15 protein-coding genes are annotated in these 12,200 nt (G+C 43.0%); 10 read left to right on the top strand and 5 right to left on the bottom strand.

Annotation, left to right across the window (positions count from 1 at the left end):
* The first annotated feature begins 1 nt into the window (after position 1).
* The 4 genes from ACSFXN_RS02960 to ACSFXN_RS02945 all read left to right on the top strand — a co-directional run bounded on the left by ACSFXN_RS02960 (position 2) and on the right by ACSFXN_RS02945 (position 4,281).
* Positions 2 to 940 carry a carbohydrate kinase family protein gene (locus ACSFXN_RS02960; protein WP_437148706.1) on the top strand — a complete coding sequence of 313 codons (939 nt, stop codon included), beginning with the start codon at positions 2 to 4 and terminating at the stop codon, positions 938 to 940.
* Positions 941 to 969: 29 nt separating this feature from the next.
* On the top strand, positions 970 to 1,419 hold the full coding sequence (locus tag ACSFXN_RS02955) for an OsmC family protein (RefSeq protein ID WP_437148705.1): 450 nt from the start codon (positions 970 to 972) through the stop codon (positions 1,417 to 1,419).
* A 359-nt stretch (positions 1,420 to 1,778) separates the two neighbouring features.
* Positions 1,779 to 2,780 (top strand): M14 family zinc carboxypeptidase, encoded by a 1,002-nt coding sequence (locus ACSFXN_RS02950; RefSeq protein WP_437149151.1) that lies wholly within the window; start codon positions 1,779 to 1,781, stop codon positions 2,778 to 2,780.
* 73 nt (positions 2,781 to 2,853) lie between these two features.
* Entirely contained in the window at positions 2,854 to 4,281 is a 1,428-nt protein-coding gene (locus tag ACSFXN_RS02945; protein ID WP_437148704.1) for a M20/M25/M40 family metallo-hydrolase, read from the top strand.
* A gap of 85 nt (positions 4,282 to 4,366) precedes the next feature.
* Here the strand turns inward: ACSFXN_RS02945 and ACSFXN_RS02940 are convergent, their stop codons facing one another.
* Positions 4,367 to 5,059 (bottom strand): oxidoreductase, encoded by a 693-nt coding sequence (locus ACSFXN_RS02940; RefSeq protein WP_437148703.1) that lies wholly within the window; start codon positions 5,057 to 5,059, stop codon positions 4,367 to 4,369.
* A 235-nt stretch (positions 5,060 to 5,294) separates the two neighbouring features.
* Here ACSFXN_RS02940 and ACSFXN_RS02935 point away from each other — a divergent pair, with 235 nt between their 5' ends.
* The 4 genes from ACSFXN_RS02935 to ACSFXN_RS02920 all read left to right on the top strand — a co-directional run bounded on the left by ACSFXN_RS02935 (position 5,295) and on the right by ACSFXN_RS02920 (position 8,900).
* Complete coding sequence (locus ACSFXN_RS02935) at positions 5,295 to 5,975, top strand: TrkA C-terminal domain-containing protein (protein ID WP_437148702.1); 681 nt, start codon at positions 5,295 to 5,297, stop codon at positions 5,973 to 5,975.
* Positions 5,976 to 6,068: 93 nt separating this feature from the next.
* Complete coding sequence (locus ACSFXN_RS02930; protein ID WP_437148701.1) at positions 6,069 to 8,177, top strand: DNA topoisomerase 3; 2,109 nt, start codon at positions 6,069 to 6,071, stop codon at positions 8,175 to 8,177.
* A gap of 79 nt (positions 8,178 to 8,256) precedes the next feature.
* Entirely contained in the window at positions 8,257 to 8,463 is a 207-nt protein-coding gene (locus ACSFXN_RS02925) for a heavy-metal-associated domain-containing protein (RefSeq protein WP_437148700.1), read from the top strand.
* Positions 8,464 to 8,714: 251 nt separating this feature from the next.
* A complete protein-coding gene (locus ACSFXN_RS02920; RefSeq protein ID WP_437148699.1) occupies positions 8,715 to 8,900 on the top strand; it encodes a hypothetical protein in 186 nt (61 codons plus the stop codon).
* Between the two features lie 316 nt (positions 8,901 to 9,216).
* Here ACSFXN_RS02920 and ACSFXN_RS02915 read toward each other — a convergent pair whose 3' ends face one another.
* The 3 genes from ACSFXN_RS02915 to ACSFXN_RS02905 are packed head-to-tail and all read right to left on the bottom strand — an operon-like array spanning position 9,217 to position 9,920.
* Positions 9,217 to 9,387: a hypothetical protein gene (locus ACSFXN_RS02915; protein WP_437148698.1), complete on the bottom strand. Its 171-nt coding sequence runs from the start codon at positions 9,385 to 9,387 to the stop codon at positions 9,217 to 9,219.
* 14 nt (positions 9,388 to 9,401) lie between these two features.
* A complete protein-coding gene (locus tag ACSFXN_RS02910; protein ID WP_437148697.1) occupies positions 9,402 to 9,710 on the bottom strand; it encodes a hypothetical protein in 309 nt (102 codons plus the stop codon).
* Positions 9,711 to 9,749: 39 nt separating this feature from the next.
* Positions 9,750 to 9,920 carry a Na-translocating system protein MpsC family protein gene (locus ACSFXN_RS02905; RefSeq protein WP_437148696.1) on the bottom strand — a complete coding sequence of 57 codons (171 nt, stop codon included), beginning with the start codon at positions 9,918 to 9,920 and terminating at the stop codon, positions 9,750 to 9,752.
* Positions 9,921 to 10,130: 210 nt separating this feature from the next.
* On the opposite strand from ACSFXN_RS02905, the gene ACSFXN_RS02900 reads away from it, so the two are divergent.
* Both ACSFXN_RS02900 and ACSFXN_RS02895 read left to right on the top strand, forming a co-directional pair.
* A complete protein-coding gene (locus ACSFXN_RS02900; RefSeq protein ID WP_437148695.1) occupies positions 10,131 to 10,631 on the top strand; it encodes a DUF2243 domain-containing protein in 501 nt (166 codons plus the stop codon).
* Complete coding sequence (locus ACSFXN_RS02895) at positions 10,632 to 11,420, top strand: cytochrome c oxidase assembly protein (RefSeq protein ID WP_437148694.1); 789 nt, start codon at positions 10,632 to 10,634, stop codon at positions 11,418 to 11,420. It begins immediately after the preceding gene.
* 48 nt (positions 11,421 to 11,468) lie between these two features.
* On the opposite strand, the gene ACSFXN_RS02890 is transcribed toward ACSFXN_RS02895, so the two are convergent.
* Positions 11,469 to 12,050, bottom strand: a complete 582-nt coding sequence (locus ACSFXN_RS02890; RefSeq protein WP_437148693.1) for a protein-L-isoaspartate(D-aspartate) O-methyltransferase — start codon at positions 12,048 to 12,050, stop codon at positions 11,469 to 11,471.
* Positions 12,051 to 12,200: the final 150 nt, after the last annotated feature.

Below are 12,200 nucleotides of genomic sequence, written 5' to 3'. Positions count from 1 at the left end.
TATGGTAAACCCAAAGCACATCCTTACTTATGGAGATGCTTTTGTCGATTATATTGCATTAGACACTAAAAATGATTCATTTAACAGGCATTTGGGAGGGGCAACCGTCAATGTGGCTGCTGGTGTCAGCCGGCTTGGCCTGCCTTCCAAGTTCATCACCATTACCGGAGATGATGATACTTCTGCATTTGTGCGTGGAGAACTTGAAAAAGAAGGAGTCGATTTAAGCTATTCCATTATTGTGCCGGAAAAAAGGGTGAGCGGTGTTTATGTCCACTTTACTCCAGAATATGATCGCATATTTGCCAATTACGAAAATGAGACGCCCGATCTTCAAGTAGCAGCACATGATTTGAAAGGCGAAGCATTCAAGAATGCAAGTATATTTCATATGTGTACGGGCACAATGTTCCATCCGGAAGCCTTGAAGACCACGGTTGAAGCAGTCCGGCTTGCAAAAGAACAGGGAGTGCTTTGTTCCTTCGATGTCAATATCCGTCCGCTTAGATGGGAAAGCGAAGAGCAATGCCGGGACACTGTTTTTAAATTTCTGGCCAATGTTGATATATTGAAATTGACAACAGATGAATTGATTTTTTTAATGGAAACTGATTCTGTTGAAGAAGGGATAAAGCAGCTGTCAAAATTCAACATACCGCTGGTGTTGTTGACGGATGGAGAAAACGGGACGCATGCCTTGTTTGAAGGAGAGGATTTCCACGTGCCGGTCATTCCGGTCCAACCGGTGGATACAACCGGGGCGGGAGATGCCTTTGTAGCGGGGACCCTCCGCTATATCCATTTGAACGGGATGCCTAAAACAAGGGCGGAAGTGATTGATTGCACCTTATTCGCTAATAAATTAGGGGCACTTTGCACCACTAAACCCGGAGCGCTTACGGCGATGCCGAAGCTGGGTGAATTAGAAGAGTTGTCTTAATAAGCATAAATAGTAAAGGGGAGAGGAAATTGGCAAAACACAGTTTTCATTTAACAGCGCAATGGCCGGGGCTTCGCAATGATGTGGGAGAAATCGAAGCAGGTAACTTAAAAACCGAAATTTCGATTCCGCCGGAAATGGACGGACCCGGAGTCGGGACGAATCCCGATGAAATGCTGCTGGGAGCTGCAGCGACCTGCTACATCATTACGCTAGCGGCTATGTTGGAGCGCAGCAAGCTGAACAAGGAATCCCTGACGATGGAATCTGAAGGCATCGTGGACGTTACGAACGGCGTTTTTACGTATCAAAAGATCATCCATCGACCAAAACTGGTACTGGGCAAAGAAGCATCGGAAAAAGATTCTTCCCTCGCTCGGAAACTTGCTGAAAAAGCAGAGTCATCCTGCATGATTAGCCGGGCAATTAAAGGCAATGTAGAGATTGAATTGCAGGCAGATATATCTATTGCCCAATAATAACTAGTTACTTAAACCATCCGTCTCTGAATTTCAGAGGCGGATGTTTTTTTTAGATGGGATGTTTAATTAATTCAATTGGTCCTAATGACCCTAATAAATAGAATATTACAAAACTATCTTCCTGTTTTGGATTTTTTAGAAGGATTTTACAAAGCTTGAAATGAATAACCCTTAGGGATGCGAAACTTTCTGAGGGACAGCTTGTTCATTTCTTTTGCGCGCATCCAGAACCGGAAAATTTTTATAAAATCAGAGGGAGTGGTGGATGAATGGTCAACGGATTCACAAAACAGAAGGATGGGAAACAGAATCGTGCAAGGAAGAAGCTGGTGGCATTTTCAGTTGCCGGGGCGTTAATGCTAAGTGCTTCACCGTTTACAGCCCCTACGGCAGAAGCTGTTGGCAATGGACCAGGATATGGCGGCAACGAAACCATCAACACATCAATTTTGCACACGTATGATGAAATGGTAAATTTCTTAAAGAAACAGGAAGGAAAGCAAAAGAATATGGAACTGGAAGTAATCGGCCAAAGCGTTAAAGGGCGAGATCTATATTTGGTGAAATATTTGACGGATCCTGAAAATCCCACCATCCTGTTTTTGACCCAGCAGCATGGCAACGAACAGCTGACTACGGAAGGTGCTCTTGAATTTATCAAGCATTTAGGGACAGGGAAAATGAAAGGGATTACAGACGGGGTCAATATCCTGATTGTGCCAATGCTCAACGCAGACGGAGCGATGGGAGATGTCGATTTTTCTTTGGAGGATTATGTGGCCAGCGGAGACCGCCATTTAACGCGCTATAATGCCCGTGAAGTGGATTTGAATCGCGACCACGTCAACAAAATACAGCCGGAAACCCAGGCGCTCCATAATAACGTGATGCGCAAATACGATATTGATTACATGATTGACCTTCATCATCAGGGCACACAGAGTGAGCGCGACGGCAAGCTTGTGTCGGGATCTATTCTTTATCCGACTACTCCCAATGTTGATCCGGACGTTTTACTGAAATCCAAACAGCTTGGCGCCGTAGTCTTTAATGCCGTTGACCCTACAGGATGGGGCCATATCGCCAAATACAGCGGAGGCGATGCAGAAACCATCAGCCGCAACGGAATTGCTGTAGAATATGGCATTTCAACGCTGTTATTTGAAATGAGAGGTATGTCCGACCATGAATACGAACCGTATGTCCTTGGGCAGAAAAGCAATGGCTACCTGATTAAGCAGACCATTACGACACTTGATGCTGCAGTGCGCGCGATAGCGGACGGTTCCATTGCAGACGCTGATATTTCATTCTGGGATACACTTGCCACGCAAACCACACGCTCGTCCGAAGAATAAAAACAGGAACCTGAAATTTATGCATTGTTTTTTCCGTACAACTATAAAATTTCTAAAGGAGTGTTAGAAAATAATGAAGAAATTTTTATTCAAGGATGACAGCCAGCCCGCTAAAATAAAAAAATCCATTTTAAGCTATGCGTTAGCAGGAGCCTTGGTGTTTAGCGCTTCTCCACTCGCCATTCCTGTGGCAGAAGCAGGCAGTGTTTCGGCTGCAAATAATGCGGCTCAAGATCAGAAAATAGTGAAGCGGGTAGAAGCTGAACGGGCTATTGAGCACGTCCGCTACTTGTCAGAAGAAATAGGGTCAAGACCGGGCGGACTGGAAGCGGAAAAGCAGGCAGCAGAATACGTAGCCAGAACCTTGAAGGGCTATGGCTATGATGTGGAGTATCAATACTTTCCGGTAGCCGACCAATACATTGCGGACGTTTCTTTTGAAGATGGAACAGCCTGGGAAATGGGAGCTGCACCTAATGGACAAATAAGTGATGAAGCTGTTTCAGGAGATGTGATTTATGTTAAAGGGGGCCTCAGTCCATCTGATTTCCCTGCAGAAATAAAAGGGGAAATCGTCCTTTTGACCAGAGAATCTACGACAGCCAATTATCGCATCCAAGTCGATAACGCAGTCAAAGCCGGTGCTGCGGGCGTCATCCTTCAAAGTGTAGTGGGAAGCCGTGGGAACTACGGATCGGCATTTAATCCGAGCTTAACGGCTTCTTATGACGTTCCGGTATACGGGGCGGCATATGTGCAGGGCGAGTGGCTGAAAGAACAGCTTGAAGAAGGAGCGGTGAAGCTTGAACTTACTGCTGCCCGTTATACGGATTTGAAGTCGGTCAATGTGATCGGCACGAAAAAAGCGAAGAACCAAAAAGCGGATAACAAAGAAGTTCTATTGACTGCTCATATGGATAGTGTAGTAGGTGCTCCCGGGGCTAACGACAATGCTTCTGGCGTAGGACTGATGCTGGAATTGGCACGTGTATACAAAGGCTATAATACAGACAAAGAATTGAAATTCATTGCATTCGGGTCAGAAGAAAGAGGATTGCTTGGAGCCAGATACTATGTCGATCAATTATCACAGCCTGAAAGAGAGAACATAGAAGCAGTATTCAATCCGGATATGGTCGCTACTAAATACGAACAGGCCAAAAATTTATATGCCATGACGGTTGATGGCAGCAAAAACATTGTGACGGATTCCACAGTGGCAGCTGGAGCGCGTCTTGGGAATTCGGATATACTGCCAGGACAGTTCGGATCGAGCGATCACGTGCCATTCCATAATGCAGGCATTCCGGCAGCACTGTTCATCTGGATGGGAATAGACAGCTGGGATCCGCTTGTCTACCATATTGAAAAAGTTTACCATACGCCGGAAGATACCATTGAAGACAATATTTCTGAAGAACGCATGCAATCAGCATTGGATATTATCGGCGCGGGCTTGTTTGACGTTATCCGGAAAGACGTGCCAGCAGCAAAGAAATAACTGGACATCTAAGAGTGTTAAACAGGACCGGATAACAATATCGGACCTGGAGTGAAATGAAAAAATGACATCGGATTCCCCGATGTCATTTTTTTTGTTGCGCTGTTTTGGAGCGGCTGATTTCATAAATCCGGTTGGACGGATAAGTGAAATGGCCGCTGTAATCCGTCTGGCCGACCTGGTACATCGCATAAGCCACACGCCGTGCGCTTACAGGCTTATACTTCTTCAGCTTCCCAAACAACAGCGGACTGAACACTGGAACTAAGAAACTGGCAATTTTTTCGCCAAGCCGAAATTCCTGCCGGTCACCCAGCAAGAGCGAAGGCTGGAAAATATGCAGTGCATATAAATCCAAGTTTTTCAGCTGTTTTTCCACTTCACCTTTGGTACGGCTGTAAAAGACTTTTGAATGCGGATCGGCACCTAGCGCTGATACAATCAGGAAATTTTCAGCGTTGTGCTTTTTTGCCAACTCAGCCATCTTTAATGGATATTCATAGTCCACTTTCCTGAATGCTTCTTGTGAACCGGCTTTTTTGATAGTGGTGCCTAGACAACAGTAAATATCATTCACATTAAAATATTCTTCATAATTTTCAAGCCGGTTATAATCAACCAATACCTGCTCTAATTTTGGATGTTTGATTTCCAGTCGTTTTCGGACGAAAATCTTTACTTCTTCATATTTCGGACTTTCCAGCAGTATATGCAATAATTCGGTACCGACCAATCCGCTGGCTCCTGCGAGCAAAGCAGTTTTGCTATCAATTGTCATAGTATGCTCCTCATCCTTTTCTATAGAACGGCCCGGGTCTTGAGGCAGCCGGGTTATCTCTGTAAAACCTTGATATCCTATTAAAGCACATTGGCAACTGTTCAGGGAATAGCAATATTTTAAAGAAATAGTAAAACTTTTTTTTATTATACTACTCAGGATTTCCTTGTGCAGAGGATTTTAAATTTATAAGAAAGGGAATATTATTTTTAATGCTGGGAACGGAGGAACTAATATGACGGAAATCCTGTTCATCCTATTATATTCTGTCATTATGTGGCTAGTTATTGAAATTGCAGTCGTCCTTTTTGCAGCCACCGGCCTTAAAAAACCCATTGCCCGCTATCAAGTCATTTCAATGCTTACTGCTACGGGATTTACTACAGACGAGTCTTCATTGATCATCGATCATCCCATTCGAAGAAGGATTAGTGCTGCTGTTATTTTGTTCGGATATTTCTCTCTCGCAGTGATGATTTCCTCAATTGCATCTATACTGTCGAATGATTTACGCACAAATTTGCTATTCGTCGTTATCGTAGTGTTTTTTGCTGTCTTAATGTTATTAAAAAATAAAGTCATCTCAGCATTTTTAACGAATAAATTTGAACACGAGATGGATGAAGAATACGATTTGGAAGATTGGCCGCTTAAAACAGCATTGTCCTTGAAGGAAAACGATATGGTAGCAGAAGTGGAAATAAGAGAAGACTCCAAGTATACAGGCCAGGCATGTGAACAAATGATTTTGAGGGATGATGATATCCATTTGCTGTTCATCAAAAGGGGAAATATCATTTTACGGAAATCATTACTCGAGGAAAAATTGCAGCTTGGTGACCGGATTATGATTTTTGGAGATAAAGAAGTAATAAAAAATAAGTTCTCAGGCATGCTGGTGGATGAAAGAGCTTAAAGGGATAACCAAATGGGATAGCTATCAAAATGCTATGTTTTTCAGTGTGACAGGGTACAATATAGAGAAAGGAAAAGCGAAAGGACGGAATGTATGAAACCAGTTATAGTGGCTGAAAAACCAAGCCAGGCAAAAGCATATGCTGAAGCCTTCAAGACGACGAAGCGTGAAGGTTATATGGAAGTGGCTCCGGATCCAATATTTCCGGAAGGCGCCTACATTACCTGGGGCATCGGCCATCTAGTGGAATTGAAAGAGCCAAAGTCCTATGACCCGAAATGGGGCAAGTGGAAACTTGATGCTTTGCCGATTCTGCCTGAGCAATATCAATTTCAAGTGGCGAGAGGGAAAGCCCAGCAATTTGGCATTATTAAAAAACTTATCCACCAAACCGATACCGTAATTAACGCATGCGATGTGGATCGGGAAGGATCTAATATATTTTACAGCATCTATTATCAGACAGGCGCTAAAGGCAAGAAAATCCAACGGTTATGGATCAACTCGCTTGAAGTGGATGAAGTACGCAAAGGTTTTAAGGAATTGCGTGATAATCGCCAGGACTTATTACTGTATCAAGAGGCGAAAGCCCGCCAAATCAGTGATTGGCTGGTCGGCATGAATGGCTCCAGGCTTTACTCATTGCTGCTCCAGGAAAAAGGAATCCGTGAAGTGTTCGCCATTGGCCGAGTCCAGACTCCTACAGTATTTCTGATTTATCAACGGGAAAAAGAAATTGAGGAATTTGTGCCGGAACCGTTTTATGAAATTGAAGGCGTATTTCAAGCCGGAAAAGGCAAATATAAAGGGAAAGCGAAGATCAAAGCGAAAGAGCGCAAAGAAGCGGAAGAGTTGCTGGCCAAACATAAAATCCTGAAAAAAGCGGACGGTTTAGTGGCCCAACTGAAAACGACGGAAAAGCGCGTACCGCCGCCTTTATTGCATTCGCTGTCTACCTTGCAGGCCGCTGCCAACCGGAAGTGGAAATATAGTCCGGCAAAAGTGCTGTCTGTCATGCAGGGCTTGTACGAGAAAAAACTTGTCAGCTATCCGCGGACAGATGCCCAGCACATTACACCAGGTGAATTCAGCTATCTGGCAGGACAAGTGGAGAAGTACCAGCAATTGATTGGTGCCGAGTTTCCGATTGCGTCAAAAGCCCCGAAAAAGCGCTTTGTCGACAGTGCGAAAGTGCAGGAGCACTACGCAATCATCCCGACGAAAACCATTCCGACGGCACGGAAACTGGAAGGACTTGCTCCGGATGAACGCAATTTATACGAAGAAGTGCTGCGCACGGCACTCGCTATGTTCCATAGGGACTATCGCTATGCCGAAACGAAAGTAACAACCGATGTCCAAGGGCTGCCGTTTTTCACGACTGGCAAGACTGATCTCGAACAGGGCTGGAAAGAACTGTTTCCGCCTGCCAAAGAAGCAAAACAGGAGCCTTCTCTTCCGGAACTTCAGGACCAGGAACCGGTAAAAGGTGATATTGCGATTAAAGAAGGCATGACCACTCCGCCGAAACCGTATACTGAAGGCCAACTGATTGCCATGATGAAAACATGCGGGAAATTTGTCGACGATGTGGAAGACACAGAAATCCTGAAGGAAATTGAAGGGCTGGGAACAGAAGCGACTCGCAGTGGGATTATTGAGACCATTAAGCGGCATGAATATATTACAGTAAATAAAAACATTGTCTCAATTACTGATAAAGGACGTATTCTATGCCAGGCGATTGAAGGGAATTTATTGTCAAGCCCATCGATGACGGCAAAATGGGAAACCTATCTGAAGAAAATTGGCCAAGGCGAAGGGTCTCCAGAAGTTTTTCTTGCCACAATCGGCAAGTTCATCCGTAAATTATTGGACGAAGTGCCGGCGCAGATGAAGAAAAATGGCTTGCCCGAACAGATGATTACACCGGATGCAAAAGATGAAATAGCGCTGTGCCCCCGGTGCAAAAAAGGCATGATTGTTTCACGCAAAGGATTTTACAGCTGCACGGAATATGCCAACGGCTGCAAGCAGTCGTTTCCGGCAACTTTCCTTAAAAAGCGGCTCACTGCAAAACAAATTGAGTATTTGTGCACAAAAGGGAAAACACCTGTGATTAAAGGATTTGTCTCTAAAAATGGCAAAAAGTTCAATGCGAAATTGGTGCTTGAAGAAGGAAAACTAAAGATGGAGTTTTGACTTCTGAACACAATTCCTTTTAATTATCCGATTTTGGGGTATAGACTAGAGAATTGGATATTTGAAAGGATGATTTTTAATGGCGACAATGACTGTCAATGTAAAAGAAGCGACATCTGAAAATTCTATTCAAGCATTAGAAGGCCTTTTAATGAAAATGAGCGAAGTGGAACGCGCACTTGTCGACGTCGAAGAAGGCAGCCTCAAAATCACTTATGATGAAAACCAAATAGATGAAGATCAAATTATTAAAAGGATCCAGTTGGAAGGCTTTCATCTCGTTTAAGAAACAGGAACAAAGTTTCTTTACGGTACTGGAAAAGGAACATAAAATGAATTTATTTGGAAAACAATAGTATTTCCGACTTATAATGATTAATTGCTTTTTAAAGTAAATAATTTTAATCGTATGTAATTTAATTTGTTATATGATTTGGTATTGTGTTTTAGACAATTGAGCTGTTAACAAAGCCGAAAAGAATCCGAGGGATTCTTTTCGGCTTTGTTCGGCTTTTATTAGAAAAGGAGGTGGGTTCTATGCAATATTTCATTGATCATAAGCGCAAGCAGATTCATCAAAGACAATATGCCGGAGACCGTTGTGGCTTTACGGAGACACCAGTCGAGAAAAGAGAATTTACAAATTCCTTTTCCTACATTGAGCAGCTTGAAGAGGAGGCCATTATGAATCGCAAAGAGTTAATAGCAGAACGCGGATATTAGCATGGCCAGATAATTAAACAGCTGGAGTGCCAACAAATGATAAAAGGGTTTACTAAGAAAGCACAAAAGGTTCCGGGCTTGATAGAAACTTCCTGCCTGAATAAACGGACTATCATAATCAGACGGTCAGGAATTTTTATCCATATTGAAAAAGCTGGATCTCCAGCCAATCTTGAATAGAAATATGCATGAAGTATTTTTAGACTGGAATTTCGGGGACGACAAAGCTTATAACGTATTAATTTTGGAACCCGACAATACATAAAGTGAAACAGCAAAAAACCCTCGTCTTTCTTTTAAGGCGGGGGTTTGCTTATTAATGTGAGATGTCAATTGCGTCTAGAATTAAGACCATGTATCCTTTATCTCCATTAAAATTCCAGTCCACAAAAGTCTCCAGAACTTCTCTTTTTAAGATCTTCCGTAATTCGGATTCTTCCACCAGTCGGTATTCCAATGGCCGTTTTGCGAGTTTTAATTGTTCCATAAAGCCGCTCTTGATCAGTTCTTTTTCAATTTGAATGAAAACCCTGCACGTTCAACCACTATCGTCCGGTTGTTTAACCAATAAGATTCTGTTGTCTCGGGTTCCTTTTGTCCTTTTATGCTTATTTCTATCATTTCTTTATCAAAAACTTCATGGTCAATTTCAGCTGGCCACTTAAAATCCTGGCAATCTGCGTCCTCGTGCAAAATCGCTAAAATCAAACCTGATTGGTTTTCAGGATGCCAATCCGCATAAATTTCTTTTACATCAAATTCTCCAATTCCTCGTAAATTCAGCTTGATTTCAGATGTAAGTTCACTCATTACCAAATCCCTGGTCTCCAAAACGCGTTGTCTTTGATTTTAGTTAAGTAGAGACTTTTCAGTAGGCTCTAAAAATCCTCTTATATGGACCGGAATGAACGGAAATTTAATAGTAACGAATACAGAAGTCGGACCTTTGCCGAAATGCATTCGCAATAATGTGGAAATGTAACCACCAATTTCCGTTTGGACCGATTTTGAATGCAGCATTATAATGTCCTCCAAACCAAATAATTAGCAATCCATTCTAGTTACCTTAAGTTTAAGCCTATACAACAATAATAGATGGAAAATTCAATCTCCCAACGGGTGCGAGGTTTTAATTGATAGAAATGCGGGTATCATTTTCCAACAATGTTAATAGATCATAATTTCATCTAAATAAGAAGATGATATTAAGGCATAGAGGAGGCAGGCATTATGTTCGCCACTAATGATGGTGCAAAAACTTACGTTAATGGCAAAAACCGCAAGCTATATTCAACACGCAACTTGTGGTCCGGCGTTCTCTTTGGTCTTGGTTTAGCTGCTTTTGTTGATGAAACAGTCTTCCATCAGCTTTTGCACTGGCATCATTTTTACGATCAATCAACAAGCAATATCGGTTTGGTCTCGGATGGCTTGTTTCATGCATTTAGCTGGTTTGCCACCATAGCATCGCTGTTTCTGTTTGCGGACTTAAGAAGAAGGGACGCTTTATGGCTAAAGCGATGGCTGGGAGGCTTGTTTTTCGGAACCGGTGCTTTCCAGCTCTACGATGGGACAATTCAGCATAAGTTGCTGAGGCTGCATCAAATCCGTTATAACGTTGATATACTTCCATATGATGTGGCTTGGAATATTATTGCACTTATCCTGCTTATAATCGGCGGCATATTGCTCTGGAAAACACGCAAGCTTCCAGAAAGAACAGGCAGTTAAATGGAACACGGGCTGCACTCGGAGGTTACCGCAGCAGAATTTGGGACAGCATTGTTGATGCTGACAGCTATTGTGATTTACGTGAACGCATCCGTTATGTCAGGGAAGAGATATAGGAAATGGCCGCTGTACCGGATTTTCTTATGGATTTTGGGTGTTTTAGCTATTGGAGCCGTATGTATTGGCCCGTTAGCGAGCCGTGCCCATAGCGATTTCACTGTGCATATGCTCAATCATCTATTGATTGGTATGCTGGCTCCGTTGTTGATGGTGCTGTCGTCACCGGTAGCGCTTCTTTTAAGATCGCTTTCAGTAGTGTCAGCAAGAAAAGTGGCAAGAATATTGAAGAGCAGGCTGGTCTGTTTTATGGGCCATCCCATTACAGCGGCCTTCCTGAATACAGGCGGGTTATTTGTGTTGTATACGACGGACTTGTTCTTCTTGATGCATGAACATTTGCTGTTGTATGTGCTTGTGCACTTCCACTTTTTTGCTGCTGGTTATTTATTCACTGCTTCCATCATTTACATTGATCCGGTGGCACATAGAGTCACTTTTCTTTACCGCTCAGCAGTGTTGGTATTGGCGCTCGCAGGCCATGGGATTTTAGCGAAACTGATTTATGCCGATCCGCCGGAAACGGTTTTAAAAAGCCAGGCAGAGGCTGGAAGCATGCTGATGTATTATGGCGGCGATGCCATTGATGCGGTTCTGATTATCGTGTTTTGTTATCAATGGTTTATCTCCGCCCGTCAGCGCCAAACGGTGCCGGAGGGCGGGTTTAAATAGAAGTCTGTGCTTCAGGTCAAAATATCCGACGCTGAAGCACAGACTTTTTTATTCGTACTTCCCTTTCAGCGGTACAAATCTCACATAGTTCAAAATTTTAGAAGTTACATTTCCATTTTCGTCTTTTTCGATAAGAGTTAATTCCTGCATAGCAGATGAACCGACAGGTATTAGCATTTTTCCATTATTCTTCAGCTGCTCCACCAGTTCGGTCGGCACCAAGGAAGCAGCGGCTGTAACCATAATGCGGTCATATGGGGAAAATTCTTCCCACCCAAAGCTGCCGTCATCAAGTTTGAAATGGATATTGGTGAATCCTGCTTCAGCGAGCCGCTCTTTAGCGCGATTATGCAACTCCTTAATGCGTTCAACTGTATAGACTTCTTCTGAAAACTCAGCTAATAAGGCGGTTTGAAATCCGGATCCTGTTCCGATTTCGAGTACTCTCGAATCAGACTGGAGATCCAGGGCTAGTGTCATTTCCAGGACAAGGGAAGGCTGTGAGATCGTTTGCTCAAATCCAATGGGAAGGGCTTCATCAAGACCCGCCAATTCCTTATGCGAATCCATGAAAAAGCGCCGGTCCAATTCTTGGAAGTAAGAAATGATTTGTTTTTTACGGCTTTTCATGGTTTCCACTCACTTTCAATATCAAGATTGTTAGTATTATTTCTTGTCTCCATTTTAATAAAATTCAATGCCGCTTGCCTACTATTTTAGCTGGGTAAGCTTTCAAACTTTCTATGTCTTTTTAGGTGTGTTTTACTAAAATTAAATGGA

Origin of the sequence: Planococcus sp. 1R117A, assembly GCF_051417975.1 — a bacterium.
Classification (GTDB): Bacteria; Bacillota; Bacilli; order Bacillales_A; family Planococcaceae; genus Planococcus; species Planococcus shenhongbingii.
The sequence above is the reverse complement of the archived record's forward strand: the minus strand, read 5'-3'. Positions and strand labels throughout refer to the sequence as shown.